A 17,784-nucleotide genomic window follows, 5' to 3' on the forward strand; every position below is an offset into this window, starting at 1 on the left:
CTGATCAGCAAGGAGCGCGAAACGTGAGTGCGAACCGGGTACGTGTCGTCGTCACCGGGCTTGGCGCGACGACGCCCGTCGGTGGAGACGTCACCTCGACCTGGGCGGCGCTCCTCGCCGGTCAGTCGGGTGTCGAGACCCTCACCACGGACTGGATCGACACCGTCCCCGTGAAGTTCGCGGGGACGGCCGCGGTCGATCCGGCCGAGGTGCTGCCCCGTCCCGAGGCCCGCAGGCTCGACCGCAGCGAGCAGTTCGCGATGGTGGCCGCCAGGGAGGCCTGGCAGGACGCCGGCGCCCCCGAGGTGGCGCCAGAACGGCTCGGCGTGGTCGTCTCCAGCGGCATCGGCGGCATCACCACCACCCTCAACGCCTACGACACCTACCGTGAGCGGGGCTGGAACCGCCTGTCGCCGTTCACCGTGCCCATGCTCATGCCCAACGGCCCGGCCGCCTGGATCGGCCTCGACCTGGGCGCGCAGGCCGGCGTGCACGCCACGGTCTCGGCGTGCGCCTCCGGCGCCGAGGCGATCGGCAGCGCCATGGACATGATCAGGGCCGGCCGCGCCGACATCGTCGTGGCGGGCGGCACCGAGGCCGCGATCCACGGCCTCAACATCGCGGCCTTCGCCGCCGCGCGGGCCATGTCCACCCGCAACGACGACCCGGCCGGCGCCTCCCGCCCGTGGGACCGCGACCGTGACGGGTTCGTGCTCGGCGAGGGCGCCGGCATCATCGTGCTGGAGTCCGAGGAGCACGCCAAGGCGCGCGGCGCGCGCATCTACGCCTACTGCGCCGGGGTCGGCTACTCCGCCGACGCCCACCACATCACCCAGCCCGAGCCCGAGGGCCGCGGCATCATCATGGCGATGACCCAGGCGCTCAACGACGCCGGCGTGACCGGGCAGGACGTCCGGCACGTCAACGCGCACGCCACCTCGACCCCGGCCGGCGACGTCGGCGAGGTGCAGGCCATCGCCAAGGCCATCGGCACCCACCCGCTGGTGACCTCCACCAAGTCGATGACCGGGCACCTGCTCGGCGGCGCGGGCGGCATCGAGTCCGTCTTCACGATCAAGGCGCTGCAGGAGCGGGTCGTGCCGGCCACCATCAACCTGGACAACCCCGAGGACGGCATCGAGGTGGACCTCGTCCACGGCGAGAACCGCAAGCTGCCGGAGGGTGACATCGCCGCGGTCAACAACTCGTTCGGCTTCGGCGGCCACAACGTGTCCGTCGTGTTCAAGGGGGCCTAGATGACCGTGCTCGACAACGGGGTCGCCACGCGCGGCCCCGACGAGGAGCCCGCCGATCCCCGCGACCCGCTCGTCCGCCTGACCGCCCTGCTCGACGCGGGCTCGCTGCGGCCCATCACGCCCGACGACGGCAGCGGCGTGCTGGCCGCCATGGGCCGGGTCGAGGGCGTGCCCGTCGTCGCCTTCTGCAGCGACGCCCGCTTCCAGGGCGGCGCGATGGGCGCCGAGGGCTGCGAGCACATCGTGCACGCCTACGACGTGGCCGTCCGCGAGCGGGTGCCGGTCATCGGCGTCTGGCACTCCGGAGGCGCGCGGCTCGCCGAGGGCGTCGAGTCGCTGCACGCGGTCGGCACGGTGTTCGCCGCCATGACCAAGGCGTCCGGCGTCGTGCCGCAGATCTCCGTGGTCGTCGGCCCGGCGGCCGGCGGCGCGGCCTACGGGCCCGCGCTCACCGACCTGGTGATCATGTGCGACACCGGGCGCATCTTCGTCACCGGCCCCGACGTCGTCCGCAGCGTCACCGGCGAGGACGTCGACGCCGCCGCCCTGGGCGGCCCCGAGCCGCACGGCCGGCGCAGCGGCGTCGTACACGTCGTCGCCGCGGACGAGACCGACGCCTACGTCAGGGCGCGGCAGCTCGCCACGCTCCTCGGCCACCAGGGACGGGTGCGCGCGGGAGAGGTCGACGAGGTCGACTTCTCCACGCTGCTGCCGGAGTCCGCGCGGCGGGCGTACGACGTCAAGCCGCTCGTCAACGGCCTGCTCGATGAGCCCGGCATCGAGCTGCACCCCAAGTGGGCGCCGAACGTCGTCACGTCGCTGGGCCGCCTCGGGGGCCGGACGGTCGGAGTGATCGCCAACAACCCGCTGCGGCTCGGCGGATGCCTCGACGCCACGTCCGCCGAGAAAGCCGCCCGCTTCGTACGTATGTGTGACGCCTTCGGCGTGCCATTGGTTGTCCTGGTGGACGTGCCCGGTTATCTGCCGGGCGTCGGGCAGGAGCACGACGGCGTGGTGCGGCGGGGAGCCAAGCTGCTGCACGCCTTCGCCGAGGCGTCGGTGCCGCGCGTCACGCTGGTGACGCGGAAGGCGTACGGCGGGGCGTACATCGCGATGAACTCGCGCGCCCTGGGCGCCACCAGGGTCTTCGCCTGGCCGACCACCGAGGTCGCGGTCATGGGGCCGGTGGCGGCGGTGCGCGTGCTCAAGCGGCGCCAGCTGGCGGCGGCGCCCGAGGAGGAGCGCGCCGAGCTGGAGCAGCGGCTCGCCGAGGAGCACCGCAAGGAGGCCGGCGGGCTGGAGCGGGCGCAGCGGCTCGGGGTCATCGACGAGGTGATCAAGCCCGAGGAGACGCGCGGCGCCATCGCCCGCGTCCTGGCCCAGGCCACCCCGGCCAGGGGCGCGCACGGCAACATCCCGCTGTAGATCGTCTTCGCCGAAGGCCCGCACCGGTCACCGGTGCGGGCCTTCGCGCTGCGGGAGGACCGTGCGCGGAAGGGCCCCGCACCGGAACCGGTGGGGGGCCTTCGTCGGCGGGAGGCGGGCGCGCGGGGCGCGGTCAGGCGGTGGTCAGGCGGTGGTCGGACGGCGGTCAAACGGCGGTCAGACGGCGGCGTGCAGCCAGCGGACGGGGGCGCCGTCGCCCGCGTAGCGGAACGGCTCCAGCTCCTCGTCCCACGGCCGGCCGAGCAGCTTGTCCAGCTCCTCCTCCAGCACGCACCGCCCCTGGGCGGCCAGCATCATGGCGGCGCGCAGCCGGTCCTCGGGGATCATGATGTCGCCGTTCACCCCGATGGTGGCCGTGAAGGCGCCGAGGGTGGGGGTGTAGGCGTGGCGGGAGCCGTCCACGCCGGGCGAGGCGTCCTCGGTGATCTCGAACCGGAGGCGCTGCCAGCCCATGAGGGAGGAGGCGATGGCGGCCGCGATGCCGGGCCGGCCCTCCCACTCGGCCTGCGCCCGCACGACGTTGGGCGCGGCGGGTTGCGGCGTCCACGTCAGATCTACGGGCACGCCAAGGACACCCGCGACCGCCCATTCGATATGAGGGCACAGCGCGGGCTGAGCCGAGTGGACGTAAAGGACGCCACGAGCAGACACCGGACCTCCCGTTCGGTACGAGGTGCGCCTTCCCCAACGGCCTCGCACATAGGGATGATCACAAGTGACTAGGGAGAGACTACCGTCGGTCGTTACCCGGCACCAGAGGGGGGCCATACCAAGTTGGTGCCGGAGTGTCGCGTGACACCTGATGCACACGGGGAAACATACGTCGCCATGAACTTCCACTCTGTCGGCGCGGCGCTCGTCCGGCCAGGTCAGATCCTGACCGACCGGAGCGCGTTGTCGGCCGTCGCGCGCTGGACCCAGGCCGTCTCCGAGGCGGACGGGGTCTGCGTGGCGCACCTGGCGCCCGGCGTCGATCCCTGCGAGCTCACCGCGGAGATGCGGGCCAAGGGCCTGCGGGCCTCCCCCAACCACGTCTTCCGCGGTCAGCCGCTGTTCTTCGGCGGCCCGGCGTCGCGGCCGTTCCCCGCGCCGCCGATCCCGTACCGGCCGGCGCGGACGCGCTCGCCGGTGACGGTGGCCGTGCTCGACACCGGCGTGGCCGAGCATCCGTGGTGGTCGGGCGCGGAGTGGTACGCGAGGGTGGCCCCCGAGGACGCCGACGCGGCAGAGGGGCAGCAGGCCGGCCATGGAACGTTCATCGCGGGCCTGCTGGCGCGCCTGGCGCCGGGCGCGACGCTGCGCGTGCGGCGGGTGCTCGACGGCGACGGCGTCGGCGACGAGGCGGGCGTGATCCGCGCGCTGCACCGCATGCGCGAGCGCCCCCCGGACGTGCTCAACCTCTCCTTCGGCGGCCACACCTTCGACGACCGGCCGCCGCGCCTGCTGCACGACGCGATCGCGGCGATGACCGACACGGTGACGGTGGCCTGCGCCGGCAACACCGCCTCCGACCGCCCGTTCTGGCCGGCGGCGCTGCCCGGCGTGGTGGGCGTCGCGGCGCTGGACGCCGGCCAGCGGCGGCGGGCCGTCTACTCCGGGTACGGCACCTGGGTGGACGCCTGCGCCCGGGGCGACTGGCTGGAGAGCAGCTATCCGGACACCGGCGAGTTCGGCGGGTACGCGGCGTGGAGCGGCACGTCGTTCGCGGCGGCGCTGGTGTCGGGGACGATCGCCGGGGAGGCCGCCGGCCGGCCGGCCAAGGACGTGCTGAAGGAGCTGCTCGACGGGGGCGGTCACCGGCAAATTCCCGATCTGGGAGTTCTCGTCCCGGCGAGTCTGTAGAGTTTACGGACAGTCCCCGGTCAATCACGTGGAGGAATGATCGCCTCCTCGTCACCGCCGCGAAGGAGGCCGCGTGCACGCCCAACGCGCTCCTGAGGAGCTGTTGCGAGCCGCGGCCGACGGCGACCGGTCGGCGTGGGACGCGCTGGAGTCCAGGTTCGGGCCGCTCATGTGGGCGGTGGCGCGCGCGTGCGGCCTCGGCGCGGCCGATGCCGCGGACGTGGTCCAGGGCGCGTGGCTGCGGCTGCTGCAACACCTCGACGACATCAGGGAGCCCGAGCGGGTGGGGGCCTGGCTGGCCACCACGGTCCGCCGCGAGGCGCTGCTGGTGCTGCGCGAGAGCCGTCCCGGCGTGCACTGGGCGGCGGAGGCCGGGGAGCCCGAGCCCGGCGCCGCCGTCCTCGGCAGCCATGAGCGGCAGGCGCTCTGGAGCACCGTCTCCACGTTGCGCGAGCCCTGCCGCACGCTGCTCCAGCTGGTCGCGATCGACCTCGGGAGCAGGCAGACGGCGGCCCGGCTCGGGCTGCCCCTCGGCAGCGTCGGCCCGACCCGGGCCCGCTGCCTGGAGAAACTGCGCACTCTGATCTCACCACAGGAGCCGGCGCAATGATCAACGACGAGTACTTCCTGGCGGCGCTCCGGCTGACCGCCGGGACCGACCCGATCCCCGCCCACGTCTCCGCCGCCGCGCGCGAGGTCTACGGGCTGCGGATCGCCGGCTCGGTGACCGCCGCCCCGGTCGCCGAGTCGGCCGCCATCCGCACCAGCTCGGGCACGCGCGGCGACGACGGCTCGCACCTGGTGCGGTTCGTGGCCGCCGGGCTCACCTTCGACCTGGAGGTGACGGTGGGCGACGGGCTCATCGACGTCGCCGGGCAGGTGCTGCCGCACCCCGGGGAGGGCGCGCTCGTCGACGTGCGGACGCCGCACCTGACGCTGACCCGGCGCGTCGGGCAGCACGGTCACTTCGCGGCCACGGGGCTGCCGCCGGGGTGGCTGAGCGTGGTGTGCCACCGGCCGGGCCACGCCCCGGTGCAGACCCGGTGGGTGCGCATCCGGCCATGACCCCACGACGCCCTGTACGCCACGGAAAGCCCCAGACGATGCGCAACAGCCCCGAACATGCCCGAACCTCCCCGAGGGGCCCTGAGAGCCCTCTGAGGCCGTTCCCGGCCCCCTCCGCCTCCTTCTGACCCGTCGTCCCGCCGGGAGGGACATGTCCTTAACCGACCGTTGCGAACCAAGGCCGGCCATGAGCGACACCTCCGACATCCCCGTCCGCCCCACCGCCCCCTGTCCCCTCGTCGAGGCGGCCGAGGCCGCCCTGCTGCGCTCGCTGGTCGATCCCGGCGACGCCGACCGCGCCGCCCGCGTGGTCCTCTCCGCGGCCGGCCGCAGCGGCGCCCCCGAGGCGGCGGCGGTGGCGCTGCGCGCCATGGCCCTCGCCGCCCGCGAGCTGGGCGACCTCGACAGCGCCGAGCGCCACCTGCGCGCCGCCATCGCCGTCCCCGGCGCCCCACGCGAACGGGTGGCGCAGGCACGGCTGTCGCTGGTCACGGTGCGCACCGAGCTCGGCCACCCGCTCCAGGCGCTCCGGCTGGCCGCCCTGGCCTGGGCCTACCTGTGCCCGCTCGACCGGGCCAAGCTCGACACCCAGCGCGCCGTCGCCCTCGCCCACCTGGGCCGGCACCAGGAGGCCATCGCCTCCTGCGACCGGGCGCTGCGCTGCCTGGCCGAGGCGCCGGGCACGGTCGACGACCAGCGGTTCCTGGCGGGCGGGCTGCTCAACCGCGGCCTCGTCCGCTGCTGCCGGGGCGAGTGGGACGCCGCCATGCGCGACCTCACGGCCTGCCTGCAGATCTCCCGGCAGGCGGGCCTGCCGCACCTGGCCCGGCTGTCGGCCGCCAACCTGCCCTTCCTCGCGGTACGCCGGGGCGACGTCGCCGGGGCCTTCCACTACTACCGGGAGGCCGAGGACACCCTGTTCGGCTATCCCGAGCGGCTGGCCACCATGCGGGCCGACTTCGCCGGCGCGCTGCTGGCCGCGCACCTGCCCGGCGAGGCGCGGGCCATGCTCGACCTCGCCGTCCCCGAGCTGGAGGCGTGCGGGGCCCGGGTGGCGCTGGCCGAGGCGCGGCTCAAGCTGGCCCAGGTCGAGCTGCTGACCGGCGACCCGCACCGGGCGCTCCAGGTGGGCGAGCGGGCGGCGGAGGAGCTGGCCGCCCAGGAGCGCTCGGCGTGGCTGCCGCTGGCCAGGGAGGTCGTGCTGCGCTCCCGTCTCGCGCTCGGGCCCGTCACGGCCGAGCTGGTCGCCGGCCTGATCGCCTGCGCCGACGAGCTGGAGGACGGCTTCGCCCAGCTCCCGGGCGCGGCGGCGCTGCGGCTCACCGCGGCCGAGGCGGCGCTCGCGGTGGACGACCACCCGGCGGCGTCGGCGCAGCTCGCCCGGCTGACCCGGCACGCCGCCGTGGCCGGGCTGCCCGGCGAGCCGCCCGCCGACGGGCCGCTCGCCGGGGAGTGGCAGGTGCCCGCGCCGGTGCGGCAGCACGCGCTGGCGCTGGAGGCGGCGTTGCAGGAGGACGTGCCGGGCGCGTTCCGGGCGGTGCTGGAGGGGCTGGCGGAGGTCGGGGAGGGCGTGGAGACCTTCGACGACCCGTCGCTGCGCGCCCACGCGGCGCGGGCCGGGGAGCGGCTGGCGGCGTTCGGGCTGGCGCTGGCGGTGCGTGACGGCCGGCCGGGCGACGTGTTCGAGTGGGCCGAGCGGTGGCGGGCCGTCGCGGCGCCCGCGCACGGCCGCGCCGCGCCCGACGCCGGGCGGGTGCGGGCGGAGCTGGCGGAGGCCGGGCAAGCGGCCCTGGTCGAGTTCGTGATCGACGGTGACTCGCTGCTGGCGGTGCTGGTCAGCGAGGAGCGGGTGCTCCTGCGCTGGCTGGCGGGGGTGCGGGCGGTCGAGGAGGCGGTCGTCCGGCTGCGGTACGCGCTGCGCCGGCACGGGGAGGCCCGCGACTGGCTCGGCGCGGGCCCGGTGGGCGCCCCCCGTGCCGCCGGGCCCGTCGGCGGCGGCGCGGCGCTGGAGGCGGTGGCGCGGGAGGTGGAGCGGCTGCTGTTCCGGCCGCTCGCCGCCGAGCTGGGCGACCGGCCGCTGGTGCTGGTGCCCGTCGGCGCGCTGCACACGATGCCGTGGAGCGCGCTGCCCTTCCTGCGCGAACGCCCGGTGGACGTGGCGGCGAGCGCGGCCGGCTGGTCGCGGGCCCGGGCCAGGACCCGGGCACGGCGGGGCGACCGCGGCCGCCGCCCGCCCCGGGTCGTCGCGGCGGCCGGGCCGGGGCTGACGCACGCGCAGGCCGAGGTGGCGCACGTCCTGGCCTGCCACCGCGACGCCCGCGAGGTCCCCGGCCGCACCGAGCCGGTCCTCGCCGCCCTGGCCGGCGCGGACGTGCTGCACCTGGCCGCGCACGGCGTCTTCCACGCGCGCAGCCCCCTGGTCTCCGGCATCACCCTGCACGACGGGCCGCTCATGGCCTACGACCTGCTGGCCCTGGAACGCGCGCCGGAGCTGGTGGTGTTGTCGGCGTGCAACTCCGGCATGTCCCGCGCCCCCGTCGAGGGCGCGCCGCTCGGGCTGCCCGGGACGTTCCTGGCCCAGGGCGCCTCGTGCGTGGTCGCCGGGATGGTGCCGGTCGCCGACGAGGCCGCGCGGGCGGTGATGAGCGCCTTCCACGAGCTGGTCGCGACCGGGCAGCCGCCGGACGCGGCACTGGCCGCCGCCTCGGCCAAGACCGGCGTGTACGAGTTCGTCTGTTTCGGCGCGGGCGACCGCCCGCTCCGCTAGGCCGCTACTCCCCCGTGGCCACCGGCCTGGAGGGGTCGGCCACCCAGTGGGACCAGGAGCCGACGTAGAGGGCGGCGGGCAGCCCGGCCAGCTCCAGCGCCAGCACCTCGTGCGCGGCCGTCACGCCGGAGCCGCAGTACGCCCCGGCCCGCACGCCCTCGCCCACCCCCAGCGCCGCGAACCTGGCCCGCAGCGCCGCGGGGTCGAGGAACCTGCCGTCGGGGCCGACGTTCGCGGTGGTCGGCGCGCTCACGGCGCCCGGGACGTGCCCGGCCACCGGGTCGATCGGCTCCACCTCGCCCCGGTAGCGCTCCCCGGCCCTGGCGTCGAGCAGCACGCCGTCGGCGGCCAGCGCCGCGGCCTCGGCGGCGGTCAGGAGCGGCAGCCCGCCGGGGCGGGCGGTGAAGTCGCCCTCCGCCGGGCCGGGGACGTCCTTGGTGAGCGGCCGGCCTTCCGCCGCCCAGGCGGGCAGGCCGCCGTCGAGCACCCGGACGTCGCCGTGGCCGAAGTAGCGCAGCGTCCACCAGGCGCGGGCGGCCGTGGTGGAGCCGGCGTCGTCGTACACGACGACCGGCCGGCCGTCGCTGACGCCGAGGCGGCGCATCGCGGCCTGGAACGCCTCCGGCTCGGGCAGCGGGTGCCGGCCGGCGGCGCCGGGCGGCGCGGCGAGGTCGCGGTCGAGGTCGCAGAAGACCGCGCCCGGCAGGTGGCCCTCGCGGTAGAGGTCGAGGCCGGGCGGGCCGCCGAGCCGCCAGCGCACGTCGAGCAGCGTCACCTCGCCGTCGAGCGCGGCGAGAGCGGCAGGGGTGATGAGCGGGCCCGTCACGGGCGTACCTCCAGGAGCGGGACGTTCTGCTCGGCCGGTGTCAGCGAGCCGTGGTAGCCGGTGAACAGGGCCTCGACGCGGTGGGTCGAAGGGGCGGTGATGGCCAGGCCGTCGTGCGGGACGGCCACGACGTCGCCGATGCGCTCCAGCCACGCGTCGCGCACCCGGGGCCCGAACCAGCCGGACTCCACCGCCTCCTCCCGCGAGACCACCCACGCCCGGCCGCGGAAGACCTCGGCCCACGCCTCCAGGACGCGGCCGGCGGCGCCCGGCTCGGCGTACACGTGCCGCGCCCGCGCCTCGCCGCCGAGCAGCGCCACGCCCTCCGTCAGCTCGGGGACCTGCTCGGCGTCGACCTTCTCGGTGGCGTTGACCATGCCGTGGTCGGCGGTGACGTACATCGCGGCGCCGGGCGGCAGGCCCTCGGCCAGACGCCGGGCCATGTCGTCGACCAGGGCGAGCTGCCGCAGCCAGTCGGCGCCGCCCCAGCCGGAGAGATGGCCGGCGGCGTCGAGGTCGCCGTAGTAGACGGTGACGTGGGCGTGCGGCTCGCGCAGCGCCTCGTGCGCGCGGGCGACGCGCTCGTCGACGGTGTCGGCCGGCAGGTAGCGGACGCCGCGGAAGACGGCGCTGGTCAGGCCCGTGCCCTCGAACTCGGCGGGGGCGACGTAGCTCGGCCGCACGCCGGCCTTGGCGGCCCGCTGGTAGACGGTGGCGGCGGGCTGCCACTGCTCGGGGTCCATGGTCAGGCCGCCGGGGAGGGTCCAGCGCAGGCAGTTGAACAGGTAGCCGGTGCCGGGGACGGCCAGGGTGAGGCCCAGCATGCCGTGCTCGCCCGGCGTCATGCCGGTGCCGAGCGAGCACAGGCTGGTGACGGTGGTGGCGGGGAAGCCGGCGGTGAGGGTGCGGCCCGGCAGGGACGACAGGAACGGGGCGGCCCCGGGGTGCGCCCGCAGCAGGTCGGCGCCGAGGCCGTCCACCAGGAACAGGCAGACGCGGTCGGCGGGCTCCAGGGTCAGCGCGCCCTCGGGACGGGCCGGCTCGGGGACGCCCAGGGCGGCCAGCAACGCGCCGGGCAGGTCGGCCAGCGACCCGCCACCGTATCCTGGCAGCAGCATGCCCTCATCCTAGCCGCCCGGCCGTCGCCGCCCCGGCCGTCCGACGACGCGGCGACCGACCGGCCGTACGCCGCCGGGAGGGGAATGCGGGCAACCCGGACGGGGAGTGCGGCTCACGGCCGGGAGGGCGACGGGCGTCTCGCGGGGGCCGGTCGGAGGGGCGCGGTCAGGCGGCGGCTCGGGCGGTGGCCTCGGACAGGGCCTTGGCGAAGGTCAGGACGTGGGCGACCGCCTCCGGCCCGTCGGCGGCCTCGCTGACCCGCAGGGACAGGTCGTCGGCGGTGACGGCGCCGGTGTAGCCGTGGTCGGCCTCGCAGTTCTCGTCGCCGCAGGTGGCGGGTTCGAGGTCGACGTGGGCGATGGCGCCCCAGCCGATGGTGAGCGTGGCCTCCGTCGGCGGGACGCCCGGCACGTAGGAGGCGGGGTCGGGAACCACGCGGGTGACGGCCACCGACTGGATGCGGCTCAGCCGGACGGCCTCCGTCGTCGTGGAGGCGTGGGAGGCCGAGACGCCCTCGACCGCCGGGTGCTCGTCGGTGTGGCAGACCAGCAGCCGCGTCGCGGTCAGCACCAGGACCGTGACGTGCCTGCGCACCTCCATCGCCGGATCGAACGTGGCCTCGTGATGCACCACGAAAGCGGTCACGGCCTCCTTGCCCAGCGCGGATTCGACCGCATCGGTGACGAGGTCGGGATAGTAGCCGCTGCGCTCGATCGCTTCACGCAGGCCCGCGGCTGAGACTCGGGTTTCCCTCATGGCTCCATCCTGCCAGGGGTCGGCGGTGCACTCACCCGCCGGACATAACGCTCTATAACGTCTTTCAGCGGGGCAGCAAGGGTCAGGACAGCCGCCGGGGGCCGCCGTCGAGCCGGGGCCCGGCCGGGGTGCGCAGAGTGGCGCGGGCGCCCAGGATCAGCACGCTCGACTCGCCGACGAGCACCTGGTCGAGGTCGAGGCGGGCCAGCTCGGGCAGGTCGTTGGCCAGGCGGCCGACGCGTACCAGGAGGTCCTCCAGGGCGTCCACGGCGACCGGCGGGTAGCCGTACTCGCCGAAGAGCAGCGGCGCGGCGCGTACCGACCGGATCAGCGCGGCGGCGTCCTCGGCGGTGAGCGGGGCCAGGCGGTAGCCCTGGTCCTGCAGCAGCCGCGCCGTCACCTCGCCCAGCCCGAACGACACCACCGGCCCGAACGCGGGGTCCTCCACCACGCCGACCACCGTGGGCACGGCCGGCTGGGGCGCCATCCGCTGGACGGCCAGCGACACCTTCTCGCCGAGCCGGCCGGCGAACTCGGCGTAGGCGTGCCGGACCATCTCGGGGCCGGTGAGCCCGAGGCGTACGGTGCCGGCGCGGCGGGAGGCGCCCGGGTCGGCGACCTTGAGCACCACGGGCCAGCCGAGACGTTCGGCGGCGGCGACCGCCTCCTCGGGCGAGCCGGCGACCTCGGCGGGCCAGACGGTCAGGCCGTAGCAGGACAGCAGCTCGGTCGCGTCGATCTCGACCGGCGGGCCGGGCTCGGCGAACACCGCCGACCGCGCGCCGCCCCCCTCCCGCACCGGCCCGTCGGCCTGCGGCGAGGCCGGGTCCGGCTGGGCCGCGTCCGACGGGGCCGCGTCCGGCGGGGTTCCGTCCGACGGGGTCCCGTCCGACGGGGTCCCGTCCGGCTGCGACGGGGCGGTCGGGGTGAGCAGGGCGCGGGTGAGGGCGCGGGCGCGGTCGGTGTCGAGGTCGTCCAGGCCCGGCGGCGGGGCGGCGGGCTGGGCGCGCCAGGCCGCGTACCTGACCACCTGGGCGAGCGCCCGCACCGCCTCCTCGGGCGCCGCGTACGAGGGGATGGACCCCCGGCCGGGCGTGGGCCGCGACCGCGACGCCTCCGGGTCCTCGACCTGGAGCGCCGGATGCATGCCGAGATGCCCCTGGAACGTCGTCAGCACCGGCTTGCCGGTGTCCTTGGAGACCCGCAGCAGCTCGGCGGCCACGGCGGCGGCGTCGCCCGGCAGCGGCGGCATGTAGATCACGACGGCGGCGTCGACGCCGTCGGAGGCCAGCTCGCCGGCCAGCGCCGTGCCGAACTCCGCCGCCCCGGCGGCGGGCCCGAGGTTGACCGGGGCGCGCGGTTCGAGGCCGGCCGCGAGGCAGGCGTTGGCGGCGAGCAGGCCGAGCGCGTCGGAGTTGGTGACGAGGGCGACCCTGGGCCCGGCCGGCAGCGGCTGGTAGGCCAGGAGCTGGCCCACGTCGAAGAGCTGGATGAGGTCGTCGACCCGGATCAGCCCCGCCTGGGCGAACAACGAGCTGATCGCGGAGTCGGGCAGCCCCAGCTCCTCGGCCGAGTGGCCGGAGGGCGTGCCGCCGCTCTTGACCACCACGACGGGCTTGCTGCGCGAGATGCGCCTGGCCAGGCGGGTGAACTTGCGCGGATTGCCCAGGGACTCCAGGTAGAGCAGGATCACCTCGGTCGCGTCGTCCTCCTCCCAGTACTGCAGGAGGTCGTTGCCCGAGACGTCGGCCCGGTTGCCCGCCGACACGAACGACGAGATGCCCATGCCGCGCTGCGCCACCCGCTGCAGCAGCGCCGTGCCGAGGGCGCCGGACTGGCTGAAGAAGCCGACCTTGCCCCGCCCGGGGATGGTGGCCGCCAGCGTGGCGTTGAGCCGCACGGCGCGGTCGGTGTTGGCGATGCCGAGGCAGTTGGGGCCGACCACGCGCAGCCCGTACGCGCGGGCGAGGCGGGCCAGCTCGTCCTGCCGCCGCCGGCCCTCCGCGCCCGTCTCGCCGAACCCCGACGACACCACGACCAGCCCGTGCACGCCCTTCTCGGCGCACTCCCTGACGACGTCGAGCACGCTCTCGGCGGGCACGGCCACCACGGCGAGGTCGACGTCGCCGTCGATGGCGGTGACGCTCGGGTAGGCGCGCACGCCCGCCACCGCCCGCACCTCGCGGTGCACGGGGTAGACGGGGCCGGTGAAGTCGGCGGCCAGGAGGTTGCGCAGCACGGTCTGGCCGACGCCGCCGGGCTCGCGCGAGGCGCCGACGACCGCGACCGAGCCGGGCGTGAGGAGCCGGGCGATGGAGCGGGACTCGGCGCGGTGCTCGCGGGCCGTCGTCACCTCGGCGGAGGTCTCGGTGGGGGTGAGGTCGAGCGTCATGCGGACGACGCCGTCGGCGAACTGGCTCTGCGCGGTGTAGCCGGCCTGGCGCAGGACGCCCATCATGCGCATGTTGGCGGGCAGCACGTCGGCGACGAAGGTCTCGATGCCGTTCTCGCGGGCGGTGGCGGCCAGGTGCTCCAGCAGCACGGAGGCCACGCCGCGGCCCTGGTGGGCGTCCTCGACGAGGAAGGCGACCTCGGCCTCGCCAGGACCGGTCCTGTCGTAGCGGATGACGGCCACCATCTCGGTGCCGATGGTGGCGATCAGGGCCACCCGCCCGACGTAGTCGACGTTGGTGAAGCGCTCCACGTCGCGGTCCGACAGGCGCGGCCGGGGGCCGAAGAAGCGGAAGTAGATCGACTCCTCGGACAGGCGCGAGTAGAAGGCGCGAAGGCGGTCCGCGTCGGCGGGCCGGATGGGACGGACGTGCGCGGTGCCGCCGTCGGCGAGGACGACGTCGGCTTCCCAGTGGGCCGGATACTGTGCCTCCACAGCAACGAGCGTAGACCCGCATCCCAAATGCCAAGACCAGAGGCCCTTTTGGGCAACGCTTGTGCATCGACTCCGGCCTGGTGTCACCGGTCAGCCCCACGACCGGCCCGGAAGCTGTTAGTTTTGCCGTGGCCAGGGTCGTTCTGAAGGCAGCAAGGTGGTGGCATCATGACGCGGGTCGTCGTGGTGGGCGATCTCATGACCGACGCGGTCGCGCGCGCCCGTTATGCGCTCGCCCGGGCGAGCGACACCCCGGCGATCGTCACCATGCACGGCGGCGGCTCCGGGGCCAACATCTCCTCCTGGCTGGCCGTCGAGGGCGCCGAGGTCGCCTTCATCGGCCGCAGGGGCGCCGACATCACCGGCCGCAACCGCGACATGGAGCTGATGGGCTACGGCGTGGACGCCCGCCTGGTGATGGACCCCGAGCGGCCCACCGGCACCTGCGTGGTGCTCGTCACGCACAAGGGCGAGCGCACCATGCTCTCCGACCCCGGCGCCAACGCCGCCCTGTCGCCCGAAGACCTGCCGCGCGACCTGTTCGCCTCGGGCGCCCACCTGCACCTGTCCGGCTACACGCTGATCAACGAGGGCTCGCGCGAGGCGGGCCTCGCGGCGCTCGACATGGCGCGGCGCGCCGGCATGTCGATCTCGGTCGACTGCGCCTCGGCGGCGCCGCTGGAGCGCACCGGCGCCGAGCCGTTCCTGGAGTGGACCAACGGCGCCAAGCTGCTGTTCGCCAACATCGACCAGGCCAAGGTGCTGACCGGCCGCGACGAGGCCGAGGCGGCCGCCAAGGTGCTGACGGCCTGGTTCCCGCAGGTCGTGATCAAGATGAACAAGGAGGGCGCGCTGTGGTACGGCAACGGCCGCCCCGAGCCGGTGCGGGCCGCCGCCGAGCCGGTCGAGAAGATCGTGGACGGCACGGGCGCGGGCGACGCGTTCTGCGCCGGGTTCCTGCCGCCGTGGCTGGAGGGCAAGCCGCCGGCCGAGGCGCTGGCGTCGGGCTGCCGGCTGGCCGCCAAGGCGATCATGCACCTGGGCGCCCGGCCGCCGTTCTAGCCTCCTCCTCGCGCGGGCGGCGGCGCTAAGGTGGGCGCGGGAAGTACCCGAGCCGCCTGACGCGACACGAGGAGCCGGATGCGCGGCGTGCGTCCGTTACGGCCAGGCGACCCCGCGTCGGTCGGCCGCTACGAGGTCACCGCGTTCCTCGGCGAGGGCGGCCAGGGCAGCGTCTACCTCGGGGTGTCCCCCGAGGGCGAGCAGGTCGCGATCAAGCTGCTGCACGCCAGGTTCGCCGAGGACGAGCAGGCGGTGCGCCGCTTCCGGCGCGAGGCGGACGCCGCCCGGCGGGTGGCCGAGTTCTGCACGGCCCGCGTCCTGGAGGCGGGGGCGTTCGACGGGCGGCCCTACCTCGTGGGCGAGTACGTCGAGGGGCCCTCGTTGCAGCACCGGGTCACGGCGGAGGGGCCGCTGCGCGGGGCGGCGCTGATGCGGCTGGCGATCGCGACGGCCACCGCTCTCGGGGCCATCCACGAGGCCGGGGTGGTGCACCGCGACTTCAAGCCGAGCAACGTGCTGCTGGGGCCGGACGGGCCGCGGGTGATCGACTTCGGCATCGCGCGGGCGCTGGACGCCAGTCAGAGCCTGACGACGGGGGTCGTGGGGACTCCCGCCTTCATGGCGCCGGAGCAGTTCCTCGGCGAGACGGCGCCGGCCGGGGACGTGTTCGCCTGGGCGGGCACGGTGGTGTTCGCGGCCACCGGGCGCGGGGCGTTCGGAGTGGGGCCGGTGCCCGTGCTGATGCACCGCATCCTGCACCTGGAGCCCGACCTGGGCGGGCTGCCGGGCGAGCTGGTGCCGCTGCTGCGGGCGGCGCTGGCGAAGGACCCGCGGGCGCGGCCCACGGCGGGGCAGCTCATCCACGGGCTGATCCGGGCAGGCTCCCCGCCACCCCCGCCCGCCCCCGCGCCACCGCCCGCCCCCGCGCCACCGCCCGCCCCCGGGACGGCGCCCGGCCCCTTGGCGGCGCCCGGCCCCGCGAGGACGCCCGCTCCTTCGCGGCCCGCGCCCCCGTCGCCCGCGCAGCGGGTGACGGGTCCTCCCCCGCCGGCCGGGGCGGGGAGCTCCGGCGGGCGGGACGGCCGGTGGTGGCCGATGTCGCCGCGGGCCCTCGGCTTCATGATCGACCTCCTGCCCCCGCGCAGGCGGCTGACGATCGGCGCCGGAGCCGTGGCCCTGCTGGCCGGCGTGGTGGTGTGGCTGGTGACGCAGGGCCCGCCGCTCTCCGCCGGTCAGGCGCGCGGTCCCGCGACGTCCTCGGTGACGGGGTTCGGCGCGGCGATCGGCACGACGGTCAACCGGTCGGCGCGGACGGGCGGCACGGTGCGGCTGGTGTCGGTCTCGTCCCTGGAGTCCACCGACCCCGGCGACATGTACCTGCCGGAGTCGTTGTCCCTGGTCCGCCTGTACGGCCGCGCGCTGACCATGTTCCGCCCGGCCCCGGGCGCGCCGGGCACGCAGGCGGTGCCGGACCTCGCCGAGGCGCTGGGCACGCCGCGCGACGGCGGCAGGACGTGGACGTACCGGCTGCGCGCCGGCCTGACCTACCAGGACGGCACCCCGATCAGGGCACGCGACGTCAAGCACGCGGTGCTGCGCAGCATGGACCCCGCCCTGGTCAACGGGTCGAGCCTGTTCGACCTCCTGCTCGACCTGCCGGCCGGCTACCAGGGCCCCTTCACCGGGCCGGGCGGCGAGCCGGACTCGGCGATCGAGACCCCCGACGACCGGACCATCGTCTTCCACCTCAAAGCGCCCTACGCCGCCTTCGACAACGTGGCGCAGCTGCCGGAGACGGTCCCGGTCCCGGCCGGCCGGGACACCCGCGCGGAGTACGCCAGGAGCGTCCTGGCGTCCGGCCCGTACCAGCTGGAGAGCGTCACCGAACGCCAGGTGGTGCTGACCCGCAACCCGCGCTGGGACCAGGCCACCGACCCCAACCGCCGGCCGCTGCCCGACCGCTACCAGGTCGACTTCGCGGTGGACCCCGGCCAGGCGCTGGCCCGGCTGCGCGACGGCGGGGCCGAGGCCGCCTCGCCCCTGGCGGACGCGGACGTGCGGACGGTGCTCGGCGACCCGGCGCTGAAGGCGCGGGCGGACGCGCCGCTCACCGGGCTGGTGCACACGCTGTCGATCGATCCGCAGGTCGAGCCGTTCGGCGACGTCGAGTGCCGCCGCGCGGTGGTGCGCGCGCTCGACCTGAACGCCCTCCGCGCCGCCTACGGCACCGACCTGACCGGGACGCCCGTGCCGACGTCGCTGCTGCCCCCGACGATCCCCGGCCCCCGCCAGGCCGACCCCGACCTGCGTCCGGACGGCGACGAGCGGGCCGCCCGCGAGTCGTTGCGCCGGTGCGGGCGCTCCGGCGGCTTCACCGCCACCTACCTGTACCGGGACGTCGGGCACGAGCGGCAGGCGGCGGAGGCCGTGCGGGCCGCGCTGGCCAAGGCGGGCATCACCGTCACGCTGCGCCCGGAGCCCGTGGTGGACTTCCACCAGAAGTACGGCGGCAACCCGGCCTGGCTCAGGAAGAACAAGGTCGGCCTGGTCGCCAAGGCGTGGAGCGCCGACTGGCCGGACCCGGAGCCGTTCCTGACGCCGGTCGCGGACAGCTCGGCGATCACCAGCACCTCGTCGGTCAACGTCAGCGTCCGGGTGCCGGCGATCGACGAGCTGCTCGTGCGGGCCAGGTCCGAGCCGGACCCGGCGGCGCGGGCCGGCCTGTGGGCGCGCGTGGAGCAGCGCCTGGCGGCGGAGA

The 17,784-nt window shown here is 75.9% G+C and carries 13 protein-coding genes and 2 pseudogenes; 9 read left to right on the plus strand and 6 right to left on the minus strand.

The window, feature by feature from the left end:
* Positions 1-23: 23 nt before the first annotated feature.
* Together fabF and MF672_RS28510 are read left to right on the plus strand one after the other, a co-directional pair.
* Positions 24-1,256 (plus strand): beta-ketoacyl-ACP synthase II, encoded by a 1,233-nt coding sequence (gene fabF / locus MF672_RS28505; protein ID WP_242381612.1) that lies wholly within the window; start codon positions 24-26, stop codon positions 1,254-1,256.
* The gene (locus tag MF672_RS28510) at positions 1,257-2,681 is read left to right on the plus strand and encodes an acyl-CoA carboxylase subunit beta (RefSeq protein WP_242381613.1); all 1,425 of its coding nucleotides are present in this window, start codon (positions 1,257-1,259) and stop codon (positions 2,679-2,681) included.
* A gap of 177 nt (positions 2,682-2,858) precedes the next feature.
* Here MF672_RS28510 and MF672_RS28515 read toward each other — a convergent pair whose 3' ends face one another.
* Positions 2,859-3,353 (minus strand): DUF3145 domain-containing protein, encoded by a 495-nt coding sequence (locus MF672_RS28515; protein ID WP_242381614.1) that lies wholly within the window; start codon positions 3,351-3,353, stop codon positions 2,859-2,861.
* Between the two features lie 177 nt (positions 3,354-3,530).
* Between MF672_RS28515 and MF672_RS28520 the strand changes: the two genes are divergently transcribed.
* The 4 genes from MF672_RS28520 to MF672_RS28535 all read left to right on the plus strand — a co-directional run bounded on the left by MF672_RS28520 (position 3,531) and on the right by MF672_RS28535 (position 8,376).
* On the plus strand, positions 3,531-4,544 hold the full coding sequence (locus MF672_RS28520; RefSeq protein ID WP_242381615.1) for a S8 family peptidase: 1,014 nt from the start codon (positions 3,531-3,533) through the stop codon (positions 4,542-4,544).
* Positions 4,545-4,617: 73 nt separating this feature from the next.
* Positions 4,618-5,154 carry an RNA polymerase sigma factor gene (locus MF672_RS28525; protein ID WP_242381616.1) on the plus strand — a complete coding sequence of 179 codons (537 nt, stop codon included), beginning with the start codon at positions 4,618-4,620 and terminating at the stop codon, positions 5,152-5,154.
* The gene (locus MF672_RS28530; RefSeq protein ID WP_242381617.1) at positions 5,151-5,609 is read left to right on the plus strand and encodes a hypothetical protein; all 459 of its coding nucleotides are present in this window, start codon (positions 5,151-5,153) and stop codon (positions 5,607-5,609) included. The genes MF672_RS28525 and MF672_RS28530 overlap by 4 nt, the downstream gene beginning before the upstream one ends.
* Before the next feature lie 187 nt (positions 5,610-5,796).
* Entirely contained in the window at positions 5,797-8,376 is a 2,580-nt protein-coding gene (locus MF672_RS28535) for a CHAT domain-containing protein (RefSeq protein WP_247815466.1), read from the plus strand.
* Positions 8,377-8,380: 4 nt separating this feature from the next.
* Here MF672_RS28535 and MF672_RS28540 read toward each other — a convergent pair whose 3' ends face one another.
* The 4 genes from MF672_RS28540 to MF672_RS28555 all read right to left on the minus strand — a co-directional run bounded on the left by MF672_RS28540 (position 8,381) and on the right by MF672_RS28555 (position 13,964).
* The gene (locus MF672_RS28540; RefSeq protein ID WP_242383601.1) at positions 8,381-9,202 is read right to left on the minus strand and encodes a sulfurtransferase; all 822 of its coding nucleotides are present in this window, start codon (positions 9,200-9,202) and stop codon (positions 8,381-8,383) included.
* The gene (locus MF672_RS28545; RefSeq protein WP_242383602.1) at positions 9,199-10,320 is read right to left on the minus strand and encodes an alkaline phosphatase family protein; all 1,122 of its coding nucleotides are present in this window, start codon (positions 10,318-10,320) and stop codon (positions 9,199-9,201) included. Before MF672_RS28545 ends, MF672_RS28540 begins: the two co-directional genes overlap by 4 nt.
* A gap of 166 nt (positions 10,321-10,486) precedes the next feature.
* A complete protein-coding gene (locus MF672_RS28550) occupies positions 10,487-11,077 on the minus strand; it encodes a DUF5998 family protein (RefSeq protein WP_242383603.1) in 591 nt (196 codons plus the stop codon).
* A gap of 82 nt (positions 11,078-11,159) precedes the next feature.
* Entirely contained in the window at positions 11,160-13,964 is a 2,805-nt protein-coding gene (locus tag MF672_RS28555; protein ID WP_242383604.1) for a bifunctional acetate--CoA ligase family protein/GNAT family N-acetyltransferase, read from the minus strand.
* A gap of 168 nt (positions 13,965-14,132) precedes the next feature.
* Here MF672_RS28555 and MF672_RS28560 point away from each other — a divergent pair, with 168 nt between their 5' ends.
* Entirely contained in the window at positions 14,133-15,026 is an 894-nt protein-coding gene (locus MF672_RS28560) for a carbohydrate kinase family protein (RefSeq protein ID WP_242383605.1), read from the plus strand.
* A 78-nt stretch (positions 15,027-15,104) separates the two neighbouring features.
* Positions 15,105-15,827, plus strand: a pseudogene (locus MF672_RS52235) (serine/threonine-protein kinase); the annotation flags it as partial.
* A 431-nt stretch (positions 15,828-16,258) separates the two neighbouring features.
* Here the strand turns inward: MF672_RS52235 and MF672_RS28575 are convergent.
* A complete protein-coding gene (locus tag MF672_RS28575; RefSeq protein ID WP_242378698.1) occupies positions 16,259-16,519 on the minus strand; it encodes a hypothetical protein in 261 nt (86 codons plus the stop codon).
* A 28-nt stretch (positions 16,520-16,547) separates the two neighbouring features.
* Between MF672_RS28575 and MF672_RS52240 the strand changes: the two are divergent.
* Positions 16,548-17,585 (plus strand): annotated as a pseudogene (locus MF672_RS52240) (ABC transporter substrate-binding protein); the annotation flags it as partial.
* Positions 17,586-17,784 lie beyond the last annotated feature (199 nt).

Origin of the sequence: Actinomadura luzonensis (genome assembly GCF_022664455.2) — a bacterium.
Taxonomy (GTDB): domain Bacteria; phylum Actinomycetota; class Actinomycetes; order Streptosporangiales; family Streptosporangiaceae; genus Nonomuraea; species Nonomuraea luzonensis.

Bases quoted from the DNA above. Each gene is read 5' to 3' on its own strand.
- MF672_RS28535 (WP_247815466.1), top strand. From the start codon at position 5,797: ATGAGCGACACCTCCGACATCCCCGTCCGCCCCACCGCCCCCTGTCCC.
- MF672_RS28545 (WP_242383602.1), bottom strand. From the start codon at position 10,320: ATGCTGCTGCCAGGATACGGTGGCGGGTCGCTGGCCGACCTGCCCGGC.
- MF672_RS28530 (WP_242381617.1), top strand. From the start codon at position 5,151: ATGATCAACGACGAGTACTTCCTGGCGGCGCTCCGGCTGACCGCCGGG.
- MF672_RS28520 (WP_242381615.1), top strand. From the start codon at position 3,531: ATGAACTTCCACTCTGTCGGCGCGGCGCTCGTCCGGCCAGGTCAGATC.
- MF672_RS28510 (WP_242381613.1), top strand. From the start codon at position 1,257: ATGACCGTGCTCGACAACGGGGTCGCCACGCGCGGCCCCGACGAGGAG.
- MF672_RS28560 (WP_242383605.1), top strand. From the start codon at position 14,133: ATGACGCGGGTCGTCGTGGTGGGCGATCTCATGACCGACGCGGTCGCG.
- MF672_RS28550 (WP_242383603.1), bottom strand. From the start codon at position 11,077: ATGAGGGAAACCCGAGTCTCAGCCGCGGGCCTGCGTGAAGCGATCGAG.